Here is an 18,650-nt window from a genome sequence, read left to right as displayed (position 1 = left end):
AGGCAGGAGACGCCCCATGCTAGGCATGTCCCACAATACGTTTCTGCTGCTCGATGCAGTGGTCACCATCATCGGCTTGATCGTATTGATCACCCGATTCAAGCTGCACCCGTTTATTGCCTTGATCATTGCCTCGGCGTTTCTTGGCTTGACCGCCGGCATGCCTGCCAACCTGATCATCAAGTCGTTCCAGGACGGTTTTGGTGGTGTATTGGGCTTTGTCGGGATCATCCTGGCGCTGGGCACCATGCTTGGCAAAATGATGGCCGACTCCGGGGGGGCTGACCAGATCGCCCGGACCCTGATCCGTGCCTTCGGCAAGGAAAAGGTGCAATGGGCAATGATGTTTGCCGCCTTCCTGGTGGGTATTCCGTTGTTCTTCGAAATCGGCTTTGTGCTGCTGATTCCGTTGGTGTTTATCGTTGCCCGTCGTACCGGCGTGTCGATCATCAAAATCGGTATTCCGTTGCTTGCAGGTTTGTCAGCCGTACACGGTCTGGTGCCGCCGCACCCGGGGCCGCTGCTGGCCATTGGTGTATTCGGTGCTGACATCGGCAAGACCATTTTGTACGGCCTGATCGTTGCACTGCCTACCGCGATCATTGCCGGTCCGATTTATGGCACGTTCATCTCCAAGTACATCCCGGGTCACGCTTCCCAGGAGTTGATGGACCAATTGGCGAGCGAGCCGGAATCCAGCACGCTGCCGAGCTTCTCCATCACCTTGATCACGGTGCTGCTGCCAGTATTCCTGATGCTGCTCAAGACGTTTGCCGACGTTGCGCTGCCTGATGGCAACTTCTTCCGTGTCTGGATGGACATGATCGGTCACCCGATCAGTGCCCTGTTGCTGGCATTGCTGCTGGCGCTGTACACCTTTGGCGCGCGCCAGGGGATCGACTCCAAGCGCATCCTCAAACTGCTGGACGCGAGCCTGGCCCCTACCGCAGCGATCATTCTGATCATCGGCGCGGGCGGCGGGTTCAAGCAAATGCTGGTAGCCAGCGGTGTGGGTGACGTGATCGGCCATATGGCGGTGAACGCGCAAATCTCGCCAATCCTGCTGGCCTGGCTGGTGGCGGCGGTTATTCGTATTGCAACAGGTTCTGCGACCGTGGCAACGATTACCGGGGCGGGGATTGTATTGCCGGTAGTGGATATGATTCCGGGCGTTAACCGCGAACTGCTGGTGCTGGCAACAGGGGCGGGTTCGTTGATTCTGTCTCACGTCAACGATGCCGGTTTCTGGTTGGTGAAGCAGTACTTCAACATGACGGTGGCTGAAACGTTCAAGACCTGGACCGCGATGGAAACCATCCTGTCGATTGTAGGTTTGATTTTTATTCTGCTGCTGTCGTTGGTGGTTTAAGCGCCACCAAACCTGTGGGAGCGGGCTGGCTCGCGATAAGCGCAACGCGGTGTATCTATTGCACCGCGGCGATCCAATCGCGAGCCAGTCCTCTCCCACACTGGTTTATGGCTTAGCCCGGGTTAAAGCCGTCAGCCCGGAACATGGCGCGAATACCACGTAGCGCCTGGCGAATGCGGTCCTGGTTTTCAATCAGGGCAAAACGCACATGATCGTCGCCGTATTCACCAAATCCTACGCCTGGGGACACACAGACTTTGGCATCCGCCAGCAACTTCTTGGCGAATTCCAGTGAGCCCATGTGTGCATAAGCCTGCGGGATCTTGGCCCAGATATACATCGAAGCTTTCGGGTTTTCGACCATCCAGCCCAGTTCGTGCAGCCCTTTGACGATGACGTTGCGGCGCTGGCGGTACTGCTCGGCAATATCCTTGACGCACTGCTGGTCGCCTTCGAGCGCAGCGATCGCGGCCACTTGCAGCGGAGTGAAGGTGCCATAGTCGTGGTAGCTCTTGATCCGCGCCAGAGCGTTGACCAACTCCGGATTGCCCACCATGAAACCGATACGCCAGCCTGCCATGTTGTAGCTTTTGGACAGCGTGAAGAACTCCACGGCTACGTCCTTGGCGCCAGGTACTTGCATGATCGAAGGTGCTTTCCAGCCGTCGTAGACGATATCGGCGTAAGCCAGATCGTGAACCACCAACACATCGTATTGCTTGGCCAGGGCCACCACGCGCTCGAAAAAGTCCAGCTCCACGCATTGCGCCGTCGGATTGGACGGGAAGCCCAGAATCATCATTTTTGGCTTGGGGATCGAGCCGCGAATGGCTTTTTCCAGCTCGGCAAAAAAGTCCACACCGGGGATCAGTGGCACCGAACGCACCTGGGCGCCGGCAATCACGGCACCGTAAATGTGGATCGGGTAGCTGGGATTAGGCACCAGCACGGTATCGCCCTGATCCAGGGTGGCGAGCATCAAGTGTGCCAGGCCCTCCTTGGAACCGATGGTGACGATGGCTTCGTGCTCCGGATCGATCTCAACGTTGTAACGGTCGGCATACCAACGAGAAATAGCCCGGCGCAGACGGGGAATGCCCCGCGAAGTCGAGTAGCCGTGAGTGTCTTCACGCTGTGCGACGGTGCAGAGTTTTTCGACGATATGAGGAGGCGTCGGGCCGTCAGGGTTGCCCATGCTGAAGTCGATGATGTCTTCGCCACGACGTCGGGCGGCCATCTTCAGCTCAGCCGTGATGTTGAAAACGTAAGGGGGGAGTCGATCGATGCGCGCAAAACGGCGCGGCGAACCTTGGTCTGCCATGTGAGCCTCTGATACGTAAGCGCCCGGAACCGTCCGAGCGACGTTGACCACTGCGGTGGTCCGGGCAAAACAATAAGGGCGGTGATGGCCTTTTGTCTAGATGCTGTCGGGGTCTATTTTTCCGCTGATCCGACCCAGCTGTATATTTGTTCCTATACTCAGCTGCTAAGTTTCCTACTTACTCCATCGAGCATGCCCCATGGATCAAATAGAAAAGTTCGAACTGTCAGCTCCGCGATTTGCTAAAGGTCAGTTTCAACTGATCGCGGGTTTGGGTGGCCGTTTCACTGAGGAGACCGCTGATCGAATTCCACAATTGTGGGAAAAATTCATCCCGGAAATCGGAAAAGTGCCAAGTCAAATTGGCGATGAAACCTACGGCGTTTGTTGTAACCCTGATGGCAAAGGAGGCTTCGAATACATTGCCGGCGTGGCCATCAGCAAGTTGGACGACCTGCCTGAACGGTATCGCTGGATCGAACTGCAAGAGCAGTCGTATGCGGTCTTTGAACATCGCGGCCCACTGGACACCCTTGCGCAGACGTTTCAGGCAATCTGGAAAGACTGGTTGCCTCATTCGGGCTACGAAGCTGCAGATGCGCCCGAATTTGAACGTTACAGCGCGGACTTCAATCCGGACACCGGCGCAGGGCTGCTAGAAATCTGGTTGCCGGTTAAAAAGCCGGTTTAGCTTGCGCGCAGTTGGGGCTGCGACGGTGACATCAGGGGCAGTACCAGGCGTCGCTCGCCACGGTAGGCTTCGCCTTGTTCGATCCAGCCCTGGCTCAGATAAAAAGCCAGGGCGCTGGCGTTGAACGGGCTTACCGACAGCATCAATAGCCGAATTTCGGGCCAGAACTGTCGAATGGCCCGGGGGAGTTCGCGCAGGCAGGCTTTGCCCAACCCCAGGCCCTGAACGCCGCTGTCGACTTGAAACGCATGCAAGGTTGCGCTGCCAGGCTCAGCCCAATGGGCCAAAAGCGGCTCACGCTTGAGCAGCATAAAGGCAACCGGAAACTCCTCACTGAGCAGCGCCAATCCCTTGATCCCCGCGTGCGGCTGGGCAGGCAACGAGTGCAAGGCCGAGGCAATGTCGCCGCAAAAAGCGATTTGCTCAGGAGCTACCTCAATCTTGCGCAGTTGCTCGCGTTGCAGGGGGGTAAGGTCTTCATAAGCGCAGAGGCGGGTGTTCATGTCTGGATTCTGTCGAGGCGCGATAGGGGCAACTGACGCGTTGGATCAGTTACTGCTGAGCAGCACGTCAGTTTCTACCCATCAGGGGGCCAAATACAGATTTATTCGTCTATCGGTTTTCAGTTCATCGGCAAGCTGAAGGTGAAAACCGTGCCGTGTACTTCATCGGAGGCGACTTCGAGTTGGCCTCCATGGGACAGGGCGATCTGGCTGGCAATGTACAACCCAAGTCCAAGACCGGCTTGCGGGATGTGGTTGGCAGGACGTGAATAGGGTTTGAACAGGTGTGGTAGCACATCAGCCGGAATGGTCTTGCCCTGGTTGGCCACCCTGATACTGAACACGTCATCCTGGGTGAGGATGGCGACGCGCACCGTGCCGGTGGAAGAGCCATGGGTGATGGCGTTGATCAGCAGGTTGGAGAGCAATTGTGCCAAGCGGCCACTGTCACATTGAAGACCTTTGAGTTGACCTATCTGCGAGAGGATCAACCGCTCGGGATGAACATTTTGTATCTCTGAGATCACGTGGCTGAATACCTGATTCAGATCCCGGCATTCGCTCAAGGTCACGGGGATTCCGTTACCGAGTCGTCCCCGGGCAAAGTCCAGAACGTCATCTACCAACTGCGAGGCCCGATGGCCAGAGGTCAGGATGTGCTGCACCAGAACGTCGGTCTGCGGGTTGGAGTGCTTGCGCAGCAAGCGCTCGGCGGCGGCCGTAATGGCGAATAACGGGTTGCGCAAGTCATGGCCGATAACGGCGATAAATTGTTCGCGCAACTCAGCATTTTCTCGCTCCTGCTGCAGCGCTGTTTCTGTGCGCTGCAGGTTTTCTTCCGCTTCGATTTGCAGCGATAGCAGGCGTGAAAAAGACTCCATTGTAGACTGGATGGTGCTGTCCCTGAGGCGTGCAGGCTCGGGGTCAAGTGCACACAGGGTGCCGAAAAAACTGCCGTTGGTACGCCACACCGGAATCGTGATGTAGCTCTTGAAACGATACATTTTTGGCGTGTGATGGTTCTGGTACAGCGGATCTTCGCTGGCGTTGTCGATGACGATCGGCAGGTGCGAGTTCATGCTTTCAAAGCACAGGGTACTGACCAGGTCCAGCTCTCCACCCGGCTGCAAACCAAAGTTCAGATTGTCGAGTACCGCGCAGGCGGTCCAGGTTGTTTGGGTGACACGGGCAACGGCGGCAAAGCGCATTCCGGTCATTTCAGTAATGACCTTGAGGATCGCTGGAACAGCACTGATCCGGTTAATCGTTGCGATATCGTCAATCGCGCCTTGCGCCATGGTGGATGCTCTTGCTCAAAAAATGGATTCTAGCCATAACACTGAGCGTGGCACAAATTCCTGGAAGATTTGTATAAAGGCCTGAGTTGGACCCAATAAAAAGGCCGCCTCCTTCATAAACAAGGGGCGGCCTTTTTATTTAAATCAACTCAAGTGTCTTGTTTATCCTGCAGGACTTCAGCTGTTTTGGCGTCGAGATCAACGTCCCACTTAACGCCTTTGGTATCGCGCAACTCAACTTCATAAACCAGTTTGCCGTAGGAGTGATCAAGCTCGGTATCGAGAATGGTTGCGCCTGGGTGTTTATCCAGCGCCGCTTGATTCAACTTTTCAAATGAGGTGATTTCACCCGACTTGATCAGCCCTGGAATATGGTCTGGGCGTACATCTGCCTGGGCAACACCGGCAGTCAGTGCCAGGGCAAGAGTGGCGAATACTATATTCAGTGCTTTCATGTTTAATCCCTTGGGGTTGAGGTGTTTAAGTGGGGTCAGATTACCCGGCGCAACTTAACTCATCCTTAATTTTCACCCCGTTACAGGTTGGCGGTTTCAGTAGCCATTCTTTTCCAGTACTTGGTTGACGCTGTGTGGAGCCGATCGCTGGTAGTACGTGAGCAGTTCGCTGGCGCGGTTAGTGAAAATACCGTCGACGCTTGCGTCCATTGCCTTCTTGAAGTCCACGGGTTCGTCGAGGGTGTACACGTGTACCAGCAAGCCCTTGTCGTGGGTAGCCTTGTTCATCCACGGCTTGATCAGGTCGAAGTAGCTCTGGTCACCGCCGTGGGTCAACGCTGCCGAAGGGCCTGTACCGATGGCTCCGTTGGCCTTGGCAAAGTCGAGCCACTGGATGAACTCGGCCTTGTCCTTGGGCTGCAGCTTGGCGTAATACGCAGCTTTATCCTTCTCGCCCGAGTCGGCGAAGCGCTGAGTGGTGTTCGGTGTCATACCGCCTTCACCGACCCATAGCAGCAGGATTTTTGGTGTGTTGGGCATTTCTTTTTGCAGCAGTTCGAGGCTGTTTTTGTCAAAGGTTTGCAACATTATCCGGCCTTTACCCTGACCGACCAGAGGCTCTGCCGTTGTTGTTGCCGGTTCAAGCCAGCCACGTTCGCTCAGTTTGTTTTTCAGGTCGTGCTCAAGCCCCGGGAACTGCTTGGGCTCTTTGGTTTCGATGTACAGGCCCGGCTTGTGTTGCGGGTTGCCTTGGGCAATATCGATTATTTCGTCCAGCGTCAGAATGGGCAGCCCAACATAGGATGGGCGCGCACGATCGGGATAAGCCTGATTGAACCAGCTACCGGCATCCAGGGTTTTAAGCTCGGCCAGCGTGAAGGCGCTGGCGGGGCTGTCCTTGCGTTCCGGGAATTTTTTGGCCACGTCGGTGGTGCGTAACAGGCTGTTGTCATGTAACGCAAACAGAACCCCGTCCTTGCTGCGTTGAAGGTCCATTTCCAGATAGTCGGCGCCCAGGTCCCGGGCGAGGGTATAGGCTGCTGCTGTTGATTCCGGGGCGTCGAAGGAGGCACCGCGATGTGCAATCACTGCCGGACGCGGGATGCCATGAGCGTTGGCCAGTGCCGCCTCGGTCGCGCTGGGTGTGCTGGCGGCTTGTGCGCCGCCCATGCCCAGAAGCAGGCTCAGTAGCAGGGCGATTTTGCCAAAAGGGTCAGGCATGGGTTGAGTTCCTTTCAATCAGAAAAATAGAGGCCGCCTTTTTAACAACACGGCAGTCATGGGTACTATCAAGAATCCGACACAAACGAGTGTCTTGTTCGGTTTTAAGCTTTTTTTCTTACAAATGTGCAGTATTCTTGGCCACATTAGTGCCCCCGGCAGAGGGGCAGGCGTTAAATCTTGCGTGTAAACCATCGTTCCAGAGCCTCTGGGCTCGTCAGTGAGGTTTACCATGCGTATCACTTCGCAACTAATCTGCCAGGCCGCCGACCAGCTAAACGGCTTTGTCGGTTTAAATCGCAAGACAGGCCAGCACATTGTCCGTTTCAGTGAGGATTCCTTCGGGATGGATGTCGCTGACGACAACATTACGCCCGCCAGCGAGTTTGTCTGGCACGCCGATGGCGCAGACACCATGACCCTCAAGCGCGAGCTGATTCAGTTATTACTGGATCAAAATATTGATGATCGTTTGAACATCACCGAGCCATTGCGTGTGTACATGCAGCGTCTGGACGTGCCTGAGATTTCGGCTGTACGCCGATGCGTCACAAGGTCCTAGGGCGCTTTGCGGACAAAATGCTGGTGCATTTCCGAGGTCAGGCATTCAATCCGCTCGGTCAGTTGCTTGGTCATTTCGGTAAGTCGGGTGTTTTGCTCCAGCAGCGTCATGATTTGCTCTGTGGTTTGAGCCACGGCGGCTTGCCGTTCAGTGTTGGCCACGGCCAGCGCCTCACGGTGCTGGGCGTCAGCATCGGCCTGTGCTTTGTCACGGGCTGCCTGGCGCGTTTGTGCGAGCAGGATCAGCGGGGCGGCATAGGCCGATTGCAGGCTGAAGGCGAGGTTAAGCAGGATGAACGGATAAATATCAAAGTGCGTCACGCCAAACATGTTCAGGCACACCCAAATCACCACGATCAGGCTTTGTGCGCCGAGAAAAGCCGGCGTGCCAAAAAAACGGGCAAAGGCTTCTGCCTGCAAGGCGAAACGATCACTGCCGAAGGTCGGTGCCAAATGTTCATAGGCCCGATGAAAGCGCAAGTGGTCGACTTTTTGTGATGGGGCTTTGTGCTTTTTTTCAGGGGCCATGGTGCTTTCTTCTCATCTCGGGTACGTGATGGATCTACTCCGGGCGGCTGCTGAATACTGACTCTGGACACGTGTCTGCGGCGCCGACACAGATTTTGTTACGGCCTGTATTTTTTGCGATATACAGCGCTTTATCGGCTTCGTTCAGCCAGGTGGAGGCGTTTTGAAACTCGGGGCGGCAGGAAGCCAGTCCAATGCTCAGGCTTACGCTTATCCGCAGTTCGGGGTCGTCGGCGTGTTGAAAGTTGCAAAAAACCTGACGCAGTCGCTCCATGATTTCCTGGGCCTGATGCAGAGAGCGGTTGGGCAGGATGATGCAGAATTCATCACCGCCATACCGACCAGCCAGGTCTTGAGCGCGCAAGTTGTCCTTGAGCTCCTTGCTGAGCTGGCGCAGTACACAATCACCGACGATATGCCCGTAGGTATCATTGATCTGCTTGAAATGGTCGATATCAATCAGGGCCAGGGTGGCGGGTGAATGACTCTCCCGGCTTTGCAGGAAGCTCAGGTGCAGCAGGTCTTTCCATGAACCGTGATTGAGCAGCCCGGTCAGGCTGTCGGTGCGGCTCAGGGTGCTCAGTGCGCGTTTATGCTCGGCCAAGGTTATCGCCAGGCGATAGCTGACCATGCCTACAGAAAACGGGTAAAGAATCAGCACCGGTATGCAGGCATAGACTTGCAGGCTGTTGGTTTCAGGCGTGAAGGCAGCTCCCAGAAACAGAATCGAAATCAGGACCCCTGCCAGCTGCGCCAACACACCGTACAAGAGAAATCTTGGCCCTCCTGCCGCGACGTTATGCATCATCATCATGGACACAATAATGACTGTCGGCAGCGCGTTGAACTGGATGGTTGCTGCCCAGAACCCCCCACACAGCGAGTCAATCAAGATGTTGCGCCGCTCAGTCCGGTACGGATAGGTCGCACGTGAAGACAATTGGAATGCCAGGTGTGGCCATACGAGTGCATTGAACAGCAGCAGCCCCCATAGCCAGATGGGCTTGTCGAGCGGGTACAGGGCGGCGACCAAACTCAGACCGCCAAACCCTGAACCTATGGCACGTGGCGTATAAATACGCTTGGCAAACGACAAACCTTTGCCTCTTTTATTGTCCATGGTTATCTGCGCGAGATGTTTGGACTATGAACCCGGATACCGCTGGGTACCCGGACCGTCGATTGCTTGCTGATATCGGTTGTCGAGAATACATCGCACATATTCCGCACATTTTTGGAACGGTTATGGATGCAGACTAGCTCTATTAAGTCGAAGGCGAGTCGGCGTTGGTGACAATGTCTGTGGTCACTGTTAGTTCTTATAGAATGACGATCAACCTCTAACAGGCCGGAAAGCAAGATAATACTCATTTTTTCACTGGAGGCTTCATGCCATGGCACTCGACTCACGCAGTGCTGAGCGGCCTAAACCCGCTGAGCGTTATCAAGGTGCATTTCGAAATGATGGCGCCCGGCCGTCCTCCAGTCTTGGCAAGACCTTGGGTATTTTTTGGAGAATGCTTTTTCAAAAGCCTGCGAGTACACGTCCTGCAGGCGTGATTCCGGTCAAGGCGTTAACCTGTGAACAGTTGGCTGCGGCACCTGACTTCAGTGTCTATCGATTGGGGCACTCGACCTTGCTGCTCAAGCTCAATGGCAAGTACTGGCTGACCGATCCTGTCTACGCGCAGCGTGCCTCACCGCTGCAGTGGATTGGCCCCAAGCGTTTCCATGCTCCCCCCATCAGCCTTCAAGAGCTTCCACCGTTGGAGGCCGTGATTCTTTCCCACAATCACTACGACCACCTGGACCAAAAAACCGTGTTGCAGCTGGCGGCTAAAACGCAGCATTTTTTGGCGCCGCTGGGTGTCGGCGACCTGTTGATCAAGTGGGGCGTACAGGCCAGCAAAGTTCAGCAACTGGATTGGTGGCAAGAAACCCATGTTGCAGGCATTCGTTTTATCGCCACTCCATCCCAGCACTTTTCAGGCCGTGGCCTGTTTGATCACAACCAGACGCTTTGGGTATCCTGGGTGATGATCATTGATGGGGTGCGGATTTTCTTCAGTGGCGATACGGGGTACTTCGACGGCTTCAAGCTGATTGGTGAGCAGTTTGGGCCATTCGACCTGACTCTAATGGAAACGGGGGCCTACAACGTCGATTGGCCACATGTACACATGCAGCCCGAGCACAGCCTGCAAGCCCACATCGACCTCAATGGGCGTTGGTTAATGCCGATCCACAACGGCACCTTTGATCTGGCTTTCCATGCCTGGTCCGAGCCGTTTGACCGCATTGTGGCGTTGGCGGAGCAACGCAATGTACTCATCACAACGCCACAAATGGGGGAAGAGTTCAACCTGATGCAGCCCCACAAAGGGCGTGCCTGGTGGCTTGAAGTACACACCCCGGGGTAGTAGGGCCGGGTTTTACTCGATCATGGCAAAGTCTTCGCGGCCCATCGGGTCGGGTGTAGTGCCACGAACATTGCCCCCGCGACCGGGCGCAAACCCTGGAAAGAACACCAGCCCTTGCGCCTCCAGGCTGTAGGCGAGGGCCAGCCGGGTAACGTCGCGCACAGGGGCTTGGGCTTCGAAGCGTTCAATCGCCGGGACTGAGACCCCGGACTGCTGGCTCAGATACTCGCGATTCCAGCCAAGCATTTCGCGGGCTTGCGCGCAGTGCAGCGGGGTAAATTGATTAATGACAATGCGTTCAAACGTACTGCGCGTGGCTGAATGAGGCATGGGTGTTCTCCAGGGCTGAGTCAGTGCTTGAAAATATACTGTGTTTTTATACAGTTATTTTTGGCGTGGATCAAACTCGTTTTCTGATAAGTCCCGACCGGAAAAGTCGCCTCATTTATCTCTTCTCAAGATAGCGACCACTCGGTTGGACTGCCCCCAGTCGATTCACGGGTGTCGTATCTGTTGGCCACACGCAGTTAATTTTTGCACAAAAAAAGGGCCAACAATTGTTGGCCCTTCTTGCTTGCTACGTATGACTTAACCCAAGCCCCGTATCAATCCCAGCTCAATGCACCGCCGGTTTGGTATTCAATTACCCGCGTTTCGAAGAAGTTTTTCTCTTTCTTCAAGTCCATGATTTCGCTCATCCATGGGAACGGGTTGGTCGTGCCCGGGTATTCTTCTTTCAGGCCGATTTGCGACAGGCGGCGGTTGGCGATGAATTTGAGGTAGTCCTCCATCATCGCGGCGTTCATGCCCAGTACGCCGCGCGGCATGGTGTCGCGAGCGTATTCGATTTCCAGTTGGGTGCCTTGCAGGATCATCTGCGAAGCTTCTTCCTTCATTTCAGCGTCCCACAAGTGCGGGTTTTCGATTTTGATCTGGTTGATCACGTCGATGCCGAAGTTCAGGTGCATGGATTCGTCGCGCAGGATGTATTGGAACTGCTCGGCGACACCGGTCATTTTGTTGCGACGACCCATCGACAGGATCTGGGTAAAGCCGCAATAGAAGAAGATGCCTTCCAGAACGCAGTAGTAGGCGATCAGGTTGCGCAGCAGCTCTTTATCGGTCTCAACGGTGCCGGTTTCGAACTTCGGATCGGAGATCGAACGGGTGTATTTGAGGCCCCAGGTGGCTTTTTTGGCGACCGACGGGATCTCGTGGTACATGTTGAAGATCTCGCCTTCATCCATGGCCAGCGATTCGATGCAGTACTGGTAGGCGTGGGTGTGGATCGCCTCTTCGAATGCCTGGCGCAGGATGTACTGGCGGCATTCCGGGTTGGTGATCAGGCGGTACACGGCCAGCACCAGGTTGTTGGCAACCAGGGAGTCGGCGGTGGAGAAGAAGCCCAGGTTGCGCATCACGATGCGGCGCTCGTCGTCGGTCAGGCCTTCCGGGTTTTTCCAGAGGGCGATGTCGGCGGTCATGTTGACTTCTTGCGGCATCCAGTGGTTTGCGCAACCGTCCAGGTACTTCTGCCAGGCCCAGTCGTACTTGAACGGCACGAGCTGGTTGAGGTCGGCGCGGCAGTTGATCATCATCTTTTCGTCAACCGCAACACGGGCGGAAGCGCCTTCGAGTTCGGCCAGACCTTCAGCGATGTCGAGGTTGTCCAGGGCAGCCTTGGCGCGAACGATCGCGGCCGAGTCGCTGGCGGTCACTGCACGGGCTTCTTGGGCTGCTACGCCGCCGGCGGCGTCGAGGCGGTCCATGTTGGCTTCGGTTGCGTGGCCTGCGTTGGCGCCTTTAACAGCGACTTCGCCTTCGTCTTCTTTGTCGAATTCGTCCCAGCTCAGCATGACGTGTCGTCTCCTGCGTGAGGGCCTGATAGCTGTGTGAAAACACTTATGCGTTGGTTTTTACACGGCCACAGGCCACTTGGATCTAAGAAATGTTGCTTGCAGTAGCGTTGTGCTCACGCAAAAACATGAATATGTACGCCGGCTTGTACCGCTGTCGCTCAGGGGAGGAGGTTGTACCTGCACTCACCCTGGGCCTTTAGGCCGTAGCAGCGTGGTTTTATAGCCCGTCAAGGGGATATATCAAGCCTTATTGGTGGCGAGAGTATACGGCTTTTGCACAAGGTATTTCAGCCAGTTTTTTTCCATGGGATGCGACGAAACGCCCTAAATTTATTTTGAGCTGAAGGAGGGCTGGGGCTGGGAGAGGTTTACAGCAGCAGAAGTTTTTTTGTCATGGGGCCAAGAGGTCGAATGACCTGTGGCTAGAGGGGGAATGAGTCGGGCTTTGGTGCGAGGCAGGATCAAGCCCGGCCGAAACCGGGCGTTAAGTCGATGCGGTGTCAGCTGAGGCGATGGCCGTTGGTACGGTCATAACCATCTTCGGCAAAGCCTGCCGAGCGGGTGTTGTCATAGCCATCTTCGGCAAAGCTGGCCGAGCGTGTGCTGTCGTAACCGTCTTCTGCAAAGCTGGCTGAGCGTGTGCTGTTGTAGCCGTCTTCTGTAAAGCTGGCTGCGTGAGTGCGGTCATAACCGTCAGCGGCAAACGCTGCGCTGGCCAGAACTGACAAACTAAAAGCCACTATCAAGGCGCGTTTCATTTAATAATTCCCGTGCGATACAGGCGCAGGCGCACAACTGTTCAAGGGCGATATAAGTTGCGTTGAAAGTTGCAATTAAGTGCCGCGAGGGATCGCTTATATAAGTAAGTTGATTAACGCTTTAATAAACCGGGTGCGATGAATCAGCCGTTGGAACAACCGTTACCCATCACGCGGTATTCGAGGGTGTGCTGCATGCCCTGGGAGTCTTCGTAGACCATTTGCGCCGGTACGACTTCGCAGACGCTGGGGATTTCGCTCATGGAAATCACTTTGGCAATGTCCAGTTCGGAAGAGTAGGAATACTGTTCAACGGCAGGTTGCTGGTGCGTAGCCTGTGTGCTTGTTTCATCCGCCATGGCGGTTAAACACACACTGCTCAGAGCCAGAACTAACAACGCTTTCATTTCAAAATTACCTGTTTTAGGTCGAGTGGGGTCACACAGCCCTTGTGAGGCTGTGTGTGAAACTGAGTGATGAAGAGCGACTAAACTTGCCTTCGTGGGGGCTGTAACTTGAGTTAATCGCGGTGCCTTGGTTGGCGAGATGAATTTTAGGCCTGCGCCGCACGGGCATATAGAGGGGGTTTTGATAAAGACTGTTGACAGTTTCTGCAACAATCGTCGAAAACAGGGTTGGTTTTGGACGTTTGTAAGCCGGGCACTCAGCCGTAACGGGCTGTAAGCACTGTGCTTGAGCCTTGCGCAGAAAAACCATAGTTTTTTTGCGTGTTTCTTACTACCAACGTCGAATGGATCTCACGGCTTGGCCCGGCTAAAACAGGGTCATAAAACAACAACTACAAGCATTGAGGTATGAAACATGAGTGCCGCTTCCCTGTATCCCGTACGCCCTGAAGTCGCTGCCAACACGCTGACTGACGAGGCGACCTACAAGGCGATGTACCAGCAGTCCGTCGTCAACCCGGATGGCTTCTGGCGCGAACAAGCAAAGCGTCTCGACTGGATCAAGCCTTTTACTACCGTCAAGCAGACGTCCTTCGACGACCATCATGTCGACATCAAATGGTTTGCAGATGGCACGCTCAACGTTTCCTACAACTGCCTGGATCGCCACCTTGCCGAGCGCGGCGATCAGGTCGCTATCATCTGGGAAGGGGATGACCCTTCCGAGCAGCGCAACATCACCTACCGCGAACTGCACGAAGAAGTGTGCAAGCTGGCCAACGCCCTGCGCGGTCAGGATGTGCACCGTGGTGATGTCGTTACTATCTATATGCCGATGGTGCCTGAAGCCGTAGTCGCCATGCTGGCCTGTACCCGGATCGGCGCGATTCACTCCGTGGTGTTTGGCGGTTTCTCTCCTGAGGCACTGGCCGGACGGATCATCGATTGCAAATCCAAGGTCGTCATTACCGCTGACGAAGGTCTGCGTGGTGGCAAGCGCACAGCGCTCAAGGCCAATGTCGATGTGGCATTGACCAACCCGGACACTTCCAGTGTGCAGAAGATCATTGTGTTCAAGCGTACCGGTGGCGACATCGCCTGGTACAAGCACCGTGACATCTGGTACCACGACTTGATGGCCGTTGCTTCGAAGCACTGCGCTCCGAAAGAAATGGGGGCCGAAGAAGCCCTGTTCATCCTGTATACCTCTGGCTCAACCGGCAAGCCCAAGGGCGTTCAGCACACCACGGGCGGCTATCTGCTCTATGCGGCACTGACCCACGAGCGCGTGTTCGATTACCGTCCTGGCGAGATTTACTGGTGCACGGCCGATGTGGGCTGGGTGACCGGTCACACCTATATCGTTTACGGGCCGTTGGCCAATGGCGCGACCACCCTGTTGTTTGAAGGTGTGCCGAACTATCCGGACATCACCCGCGTGTCGAAAATTGTCGACAAGCACAAGGTCAACATTCTCTACACCGCGCCAACCGCCATTCGCGCCATGATGGCTGAAGGTCAGGCTGCGGTTAAGGATGCCGATGGCTCCAGCTTGCGCTTGCTGGGTTCGGTGGGCGAACCGATCAACCCTGAGGCCTGGAACTGGTACTACACAACCGTGGGCAAGGAGCGTTGCCCGATCGTGGATACCTGGTGGCAGACCGAGACCGGTGCTTGCATGATGAGCCCGCTGCCGGGGGCGCACGCACTCAAGCCGGGCTCTGCGGCGCGTCCGTTCTTCGGCGTGGTACCGGGGCTGGTGGATAACCTGGGTAACCTTATAGAAGGGGCTGCCGAAGGCAACCTGGTGATTCTGGATTCGTGGCCGGGGCAGGCGCGGACCCTGTATGGCGATCACGACCGTTTCGTCGACACCTACTTCAAGACCTTCCGTGGCATGTACTTCACCGGTGACGGCGCGCGTCGCGATGAGGATGGCTACTACTGGATCACGGGTCGCGTGGATGACGTGCTCAACGTGTCCGGCCACCGGATGGGTACCGCCGAAATCGAAAGCGCGATGGTGGCGCACCCTAAAGTTGCCGAGGCCGCAGTTGTCGGCGTGCCGCATGACATCAAGGGGCAGGGGATCTATGTCTACGTCACGCTCAATGGTGGCGAAGAGCCGAGTGAAGCGCTGCGCCTTGAGTTGAAAAACTGGGTGCGCAAGGAAATCGGCCCGATCGCCTCGCCGGATGTCATCCAGTGGGCACCGGGGCTGCCGAAAACCCGCTCGGGCAAAATCATGCGCCGCATTTTGCGCAAGATTGCCACCGGTGAATACGATGGTCTGGGTGATATCTCTACCCTGGCTGACCCGGGTGTGGTGCAGCACTTGATTGAAACCCACAAAGGCATGAAAGTCGCATAACACGTGCTGAGTGTCATCGAGCCCCGTCCGGCGTTGCCTGGCGGGGCTTTTTTATGGTGGCCTGGAATCTGCAGTGGGAGCGGGCTTGCTCGCGATGGCAGCAGTCAGGTTTGTCTGGCACACCGCATCGCCTGTATCGCGAGCAAGCCCGCTCCCACAGGGGTATTTAGGACCAGTAAGACGGTTGCTCCTGTAGGTGTAGGCCCTCGGTGTTACCGAATGTGTAACCGGCTGCTCCAAGGTGGGGCTTTGCGATACCCAAAGCACTGATTTAGAGCCCTTTTCAGCCCGTCATAAAATAAGATGAAACGCTACACTTGCCGGAATAGAAGGGTTTGCGAATAATAGGCCCGCTATTTGCAACTCATATAGGTTCTACATCTTTTGCTCTTGCATTATTTTGGAGAGCTGTCAATGCCTAGGGTCGCCTTTTTCGGTGCATCTGTAATTAGTTGTCGCATTGAAGAAATTACGGCTTGAAGCCTGTCGTTAGAATGCCGATCACTCGCTCGTCGTTGTTGTGCTGATCCCAGTGCAACGCCAGTAGGACGTGGCGCCGCATTCCCGGTTTAACCTCCGCATATTGGGCCTAGGCTCACTCTGCATTTATTGCCCTTTACCGATGGAGTCCTAAGATGAAGAAACTCGTGCTTCTTGGCGCCCTGGCACTGTCCGTGCTGTCCCTGCAGGCTTTTGCTGCTGATAAACCTCTGAAGATTGGTATTGAAGCGGCGTACCCTCCGTTCGCCTCCAAGGCCCCGGATGGCAGTATCGTGGGTTTTGACTACGACATCGGTAATGCTCTGTGCGAGCAGATGCAGGTCAAGTGTGTGTGGGTCGAACAAGAATTCGACGGTCTGATTCCTGCGCTGAAAGTGCGCAAGATCGACGCCATCCTGTCCTCGATGTCGATTACCGAAGACCGCAAGAAGTCGGTTGATTTCACCAACAAGTACTACCTCACTCCGGCACGTCTGGTGATGAAGGAAGGCACTGTGGTCGGCGATAACCTTGAAGAGCTCAAGGGCAAGAAAATCGGCGTACAGCGCGGCTCGATCCACGACCGTTTTGCCAAGGAAGTTCTGGCGCCTAAAGGTGCAACCGTTGTTCCTTACGGTTCGCAGAACGAAATCTATCTGGACGTAGAAGCGGGCCGCCTTGATGGCACCGTTGCAGACGCCACCCTGCTCGAAGACGGTTTCCTGAAAACCCCGGCGGGTAAAGGCTATGCATTTGCGGGTCCGGCATTCACCGACGTCAAATATTTTGGTGACGGCGTAGGTATCGCAGTGCGCAAGGGCGATGCCCTCAAAGACAAGATCAACACTGCAATTACCGCTATCCGTGAAAACGGCAAGTACAAGCAAATCCAGGACAAATACTTCAACTTCGATATTTACGGTCAGTAATACATCGCAGCGGTAAGTCCGAAATGGCGCAAGCAACAGATTCTCTGAAGTTTGCGCCATTTTTTCATCCCCATTTCTGAGGACCTGAATCATGTTGAAAGGCTACGGGGCTGTCATCCTCGATGGCGCTTGGCTGACGCTTCAGCTCGCCTTGTCGTCCATGGCCCTGGCCATTGTTCTAGGTCTGATCGGTGTTTCGTTACGCTTGTCGCCGGTACGCTGGCTGGCCTGGATGGGCGATCTGTATTCGACGGTAATCCGCGGGATTCCCGATCTGGTGCTGATTTTGCTGATCTTTTACGGTGGCCAGGATTTGCTCAATCGCGTGGCGCCGATGCTGGGCTACGACGACTATATCGACTTGAATCCGCTGGCGGCCGGTATCGGCACCCTGGGCTTCATTTTCGGTGCCTACCTGTCCGAAACCTTTCGTGGTGCGTTCATGGCCATCCCCAAGGGGCAGGCTGAGGCCGGCATGGCGTATGGCATGAGTTCGTTTCAGGTGTTTTTCCGGGTATTGGTGCCGCAGATGATTCGCCTGGCGATTCCGGGTTTTACCAATAACTGGCTGGTATTGACCAAAGCCACGGCCCTGATTTCGGTGGTCGGCTTGCAAGACATGATGTTCAAGGCCAAGCAGGCGGCTGATGCCACCCGCGAGCCGTTCACCTTCTTCCTGGCCGTAGCGGCAATGTATCTGGTGTTGACCAGTGTTTCGCTGCTGGCGTTGCGACAACTTGAGAAGCGCTACTCGGTAGGCGTAAGGGCGGCTGAGCTATGATCTTTGACTACAACGTCATCTGGGCCAGCATGCCGCTGTACTTGAGCGGGCTGCTGGAAACCGTGAAATTGCTGGGCATTTCACTCTTTTTCGGCCTGCTCGCAGCAGTGCCACTGGGGCTGATGCGGGTCTCCAAGCAGGCGTGGGTCAACTTCCCGGCCTGGCTGTTTACCTACGTGATTCGCGGCACGCCGATGCTGGTACAGCTTTTTTTGATCTACTACGGCCTGGCCCAGTTCGAAGTCATTCGTGACAGCTTCATGTGGCCACTGCTGTCCAGCGCAACCTTCTGCGCATGCCTGGCGTTTGCGATCAACACCAGCGCCTACACTGCAGAAATCATAGCCGGTAGCCTCAGGGCCACGCCTAATGGCGAGATTGAGGCGGCCAAGGCCATGGGGATGTCGCGGTCCAAAATGTACCGCCGTATTTTGCTGCCGTCGGCCATGCGCCGGGCGCTGCCGCAATACAGCAACGAAGTGATCATGATGTTGCAGACCACCAGTCTGGCCTCCATCGTGACCCTCATCGACATTACGGGCGCTGCACGTACCGTCAATGCGCAGTACTACTTGCCGTTTGAGGCCTACATCACGGCAGGTGCTTTCTACCTGTGCCTGACCTTCATTCTGGTGCGCCTGTTCAAACTGGCCGAGCGCCGCTGGCTGGGCTACATGGCCCCGCGCAAGGCCTGACCC

At 55.6% G+C, this 18,650-nt stretch carries 19 protein-coding genes; 8 read left to right on the top strand and 11 right to left on the bottom strand.

What is annotated here, in order from left to right; translation table 11 throughout:
* The first annotated feature begins 16 nt into the window (after positions 1–16).
* Positions 17–1,369: a GntP family permease gene (locus AACY07_RS01080; RefSeq protein WP_019829158.1), complete on the top strand. Its 1,353-nt coding sequence runs from the start codon at positions 17–19 to the stop codon at positions 1,367–1,369.
* Positions 1,370–1,481: 112 nt separating this feature from the next.
* Here AACY07_RS01080 and alaC read toward each other — a convergent pair whose 3' ends face one another.
* A complete protein-coding gene (gene alaC / locus AACY07_RS01075) occupies positions 1,482–2,690 on the bottom strand; it encodes an alanine transaminase (RefSeq protein ID WP_339473137.1) in 1,209 nt (402 codons plus the stop codon).
* 199 nt (positions 2,691–2,889) lie between these two features.
* Here alaC and AACY07_RS01070 point away from each other — a divergent pair, with 199 nt between their 5' ends.
* The gene (locus tag AACY07_RS01070) at positions 2,890–3,381 is read left to right on the top strand and encodes a GyrI-like domain-containing protein (protein ID WP_339473136.1); all 492 of its coding nucleotides are present in this window, start codon (positions 2,890–2,892) and stop codon (positions 3,379–3,381) included.
* Here AACY07_RS01070 and AACY07_RS01065 read toward each other — a convergent pair.
* The 4 genes from AACY07_RS01065 to AACY07_RS01050 all read right to left on the bottom strand — a co-directional run bounded on the left by AACY07_RS01065 (position 3,378) and on the right by AACY07_RS01050 (position 6,858).
* Positions 3,378–3,884: a GNAT family N-acetyltransferase gene (locus tag AACY07_RS01065; protein WP_339473135.1), complete on the bottom strand. Its 507-nt coding sequence runs from the start codon at positions 3,882–3,884 to the stop codon at positions 3,378–3,380. The genes AACY07_RS01070 and AACY07_RS01065 overlap by 4 nt on opposite strands.
* A gap of 119 nt (positions 3,885–4,003) precedes the next feature.
* Positions 4,004–5,182 carry a GAF domain-containing sensor histidine kinase gene (locus AACY07_RS01060; RefSeq protein ID WP_339473134.1) on the bottom strand — a complete coding sequence of 393 codons (1,179 nt, stop codon included), beginning with the start codon at positions 5,180–5,182 and terminating at the stop codon, positions 4,004–4,006.
* 149 nt (positions 5,183–5,331) lie between these two features.
* The gene (locus AACY07_RS01055; RefSeq protein ID WP_133077296.1) at positions 5,332–5,637 is read right to left on the bottom strand and encodes a PepSY domain-containing protein; all 306 of its coding nucleotides are present in this window, start codon (positions 5,635–5,637) and stop codon (positions 5,332–5,334) included.
* Between the two features lie 96 nt (positions 5,638–5,733).
* Positions 5,734–6,858 carry a glycerophosphodiester phosphodiesterase gene (locus AACY07_RS01050; RefSeq protein WP_339473132.1) on the bottom strand — a complete coding sequence of 375 codons (1,125 nt, stop codon included), beginning with the start codon at positions 6,856–6,858 and terminating at the stop codon, positions 5,734–5,736.
* Positions 6,859–7,090: 232 nt separating this feature from the next.
* On the opposite strand from AACY07_RS01050, the gene AACY07_RS01045 reads away from it, so the two are divergent.
* Complete coding sequence (locus AACY07_RS01045) at positions 7,091–7,420, top strand: DUF2025 family protein (RefSeq protein WP_339473131.1); 330 nt, start codon at positions 7,091–7,093, stop codon at positions 7,418–7,420.
* Here AACY07_RS01045 and AACY07_RS01040 read toward each other — a convergent pair.
* On the bottom strand, positions 7,417–7,947 hold the full coding sequence (locus AACY07_RS01040; RefSeq protein ID WP_339473129.1) for a DUF1003 domain-containing protein: 531 nt from the start codon (positions 7,945–7,947) through the stop codon (positions 7,417–7,419). The genes AACY07_RS01045 and AACY07_RS01040 overlap by 4 nt on opposite strands.
* 34 nt (positions 7,948–7,981) lie before the next feature.
* Complete coding sequence (locus tag AACY07_RS01035) at positions 7,982–9,067, bottom strand: diguanylate cyclase (RefSeq protein WP_339473128.1); 1,086 nt, start codon at positions 9,065–9,067, stop codon at positions 7,982–7,984.
* 274 nt (positions 9,068–9,341) lie between these two features.
* On the opposite strand from AACY07_RS01035, the gene AACY07_RS01030 reads away from it, so the two are divergent.
* Positions 9,342–10,367: an MBL fold metallo-hydrolase gene (locus AACY07_RS01030; RefSeq protein WP_339473127.1), complete on the top strand. Its 1,026-nt coding sequence runs from the start codon at positions 9,342–9,344 to the stop codon at positions 10,365–10,367.
* Between the two features lie 12 nt (positions 10,368–10,379).
* Here AACY07_RS01030 and AACY07_RS01025 read toward each other — a convergent pair whose 3' ends face one another.
* The 4 genes from AACY07_RS01025 to AACY07_RS01010 all read right to left on the bottom strand — a co-directional run bounded on the left by AACY07_RS01025 (position 10,380) and on the right by AACY07_RS01010 (position 13,391).
* Positions 10,380–10,697 carry a helix-turn-helix transcriptional regulator gene (locus AACY07_RS01025; protein ID WP_339473126.1) on the bottom strand — a complete coding sequence of 106 codons (318 nt, stop codon included), beginning with the start codon at positions 10,695–10,697 and terminating at the stop codon, positions 10,380–10,382.
* A gap of 275 nt (positions 10,698–10,972) precedes the next feature.
* Entirely contained in the window at positions 10,973–12,223 is a 1,251-nt protein-coding gene (locus AACY07_RS01020) for a ribonucleotide-diphosphate reductase subunit beta (protein WP_339473125.1), read from the bottom strand.
* Between the two features lie 503 nt (positions 12,224–12,726).
* The gene (locus AACY07_RS01015; RefSeq protein WP_339473124.1) at positions 12,727–12,984 is read right to left on the bottom strand and encodes a heme utilization protein; all 258 of its coding nucleotides are present in this window, start codon (positions 12,982–12,984) and stop codon (positions 12,727–12,729) included.
* A gap of 143 nt (positions 12,985–13,127) precedes the next feature.
* On the bottom strand, positions 13,128–13,391 hold the full coding sequence (locus tag AACY07_RS01010; protein WP_133077303.1) for a DUF2790 domain-containing protein: 264 nt from the start codon (positions 13,389–13,391) through the stop codon (positions 13,128–13,130).
* A gap of 415 nt (positions 13,392–13,806) precedes the next feature.
* Between AACY07_RS01010 and acs the strand changes: the two genes are divergently transcribed.
* The 4 genes from acs to AACY07_RS00990 all read left to right on the top strand — a co-directional run bounded on the left by acs (position 13,807) and on the right by AACY07_RS00990 (position 18,647).
* A complete protein-coding gene (gene acs, locus AACY07_RS01005; protein ID WP_133077304.1) occupies positions 13,807–15,762 on the top strand; it encodes an acetate--CoA ligase in 1,956 nt (651 codons plus the stop codon).
* A 635-nt stretch (positions 15,763–16,397) separates the two neighbouring features.
* Positions 16,398–17,171, top strand: coding sequence for an ABC transporter substrate-binding protein (locus tag AACY07_RS01000; protein ID WP_133077306.1), 774 nt, complete (start codon positions 16,398–16,400; stop codon positions 17,169–17,171).
* A 91-nt stretch (positions 17,172–17,262) separates the two neighbouring features.
* Positions 17,263–17,952, top strand: coding sequence for an ABC transporter permease (locus AACY07_RS00995; RefSeq protein ID WP_133077307.1), 690 nt, complete (start codon positions 17,263–17,265; stop codon positions 17,950–17,952).
* A complete protein-coding gene (locus AACY07_RS00990) occupies positions 17,949–18,647 on the top strand; it encodes an ABC transporter permease (RefSeq protein ID WP_016782124.1) in 699 nt (232 codons plus the stop codon). The genes AACY07_RS00995 and AACY07_RS00990 overlap by 4 nt, the downstream gene beginning before the upstream one ends.
* Positions 18,648–18,650 lie beyond the last annotated feature (3 nt).

Origin of the sequence: Pseudomonas sp. RL_5y_Pfl2_69 (assembly GCF_963970465.1) — a bacterium.
Lineage (GTDB): Bacteria > Pseudomonadota > Gammaproteobacteria > Pseudomonadales > Pseudomonadaceae > Aquipseudomonas.
This window is presented reverse-complemented; position numbering and strand designations above follow the sequence as displayed.

What these genes read in the sequence shown, in the direction of transcription:
- AACY07_RS01020 (WP_339473125.1), bottom strand. Translation starts at nt 12,223, where the DNA reads ATGCTGAGCTGGGACGAATTCGACAAAGAAGACGAAGGCGAAGTCGCT.
- AACY07_RS00995 (WP_133077307.1), top strand. Translation starts at nt 17,263, where the DNA reads ATGTTGAAAGGCTACGGGGCTGTCATCCTCGATGGCGCTTGGCTGACG.
- alaC (WP_339473137.1), bottom strand. Translation starts at nt 2,690, where the DNA reads ATGGCAGACCAAGGTTCGCCGCGCCGTTTTGCGCGCATCGATCGACTC.
- AACY07_RS00990 (WP_016782124.1), top strand. Translation starts at nt 17,949, where the DNA reads ATGATCTTTGACTACAACGTCATCTGGGCCAGCATGCCGCTGTACTTG.
- AACY07_RS01035 (WP_339473128.1), bottom strand. Translation starts at nt 9,067, where the DNA reads ATGGACAATAAAAGAGGCAAAGGTTTGTCGTTTGCCAAGCGTATTTAT.
- AACY07_RS01060 (WP_339473134.1), bottom strand. Translation starts at nt 5,182, where the DNA reads ATGGCGCAAGGCGCGATTGACGATATCGCAACGATTAACCGGATCAGT.
- acs (WP_133077304.1), top strand. Translation starts at nt 13,807, where the DNA reads ATGAGTGCCGCTTCCCTGTATCCCGTACGCCCTGAAGTCGCTGCCAAC.
- AACY07_RS01055 (WP_133077296.1), bottom strand. Translation starts at nt 5,637, where the DNA reads ATGAAAGCACTGAATATAGTATTCGCCACTCTTGCCCTGGCACTGACT.
- AACY07_RS01025 (WP_339473126.1), bottom strand. Translation starts at nt 10,697, where the DNA reads ATGCCTCATTCAGCCACGCGCAGTACGTTTGAACGCATTGTCATTAAT.
- AACY07_RS01065 (WP_339473135.1), bottom strand. Translation starts at nt 3,884, where the DNA reads ATGAACACCCGCCTCTGCGCTTATGAAGACCTTACCCCCCTGCAACGC.
- AACY07_RS01010 (WP_133077303.1), bottom strand. Translation starts at nt 13,391, where the DNA reads ATGAAAGCGTTGTTAGTTCTGGCTCTGAGCAGTGTGTGTTTAACCGCC.
- AACY07_RS01030 (WP_339473127.1), top strand. Translation starts at nt 9,342, where the DNA reads ATGGCACTCGACTCACGCAGTGCTGAGCGGCCTAAACCCGCTGAGCGT.
- AACY07_RS01080 (WP_019829158.1), top strand. Translation starts at nt 17, where the DNA reads ATGCTAGGCATGTCCCACAATACGTTTCTGCTGCTCGATGCAGTGGTC.
- AACY07_RS01070 (WP_339473136.1), top strand. Translation starts at nt 2,890, where the DNA reads ATGGATCAAATAGAAAAGTTCGAACTGTCAGCTCCGCGATTTGCTAAA.
- AACY07_RS01000 (WP_133077306.1), top strand. Translation starts at nt 16,398, where the DNA reads ATGAAGAAACTCGTGCTTCTTGGCGCCCTGGCACTGTCCGTGCTGTCC.
- AACY07_RS01045 (WP_339473131.1), top strand. Translation starts at nt 7,091, where the DNA reads ATGCGTATCACTTCGCAACTAATCTGCCAGGCCGCCGACCAGCTAAAC.
- AACY07_RS01015 (WP_339473124.1), bottom strand. Translation starts at nt 12,984, where the DNA reads ATGAAACGCGCCTTGATAGTGGCTTTTAGTTTGTCAGTTCTGGCCAGC.
- AACY07_RS01040 (WP_339473129.1), bottom strand. Translation starts at nt 7,947, where the DNA reads ATGGCCCCTGAAAAAAAGCACAAAGCCCCATCACAAAAAGTCGACCAC.
- AACY07_RS01050 (WP_339473132.1), bottom strand. Translation starts at nt 6,858, where the DNA reads ATGCCTGACCCTTTTGGCAAAATCGCCCTGCTACTGAGCCTGCTTCTG.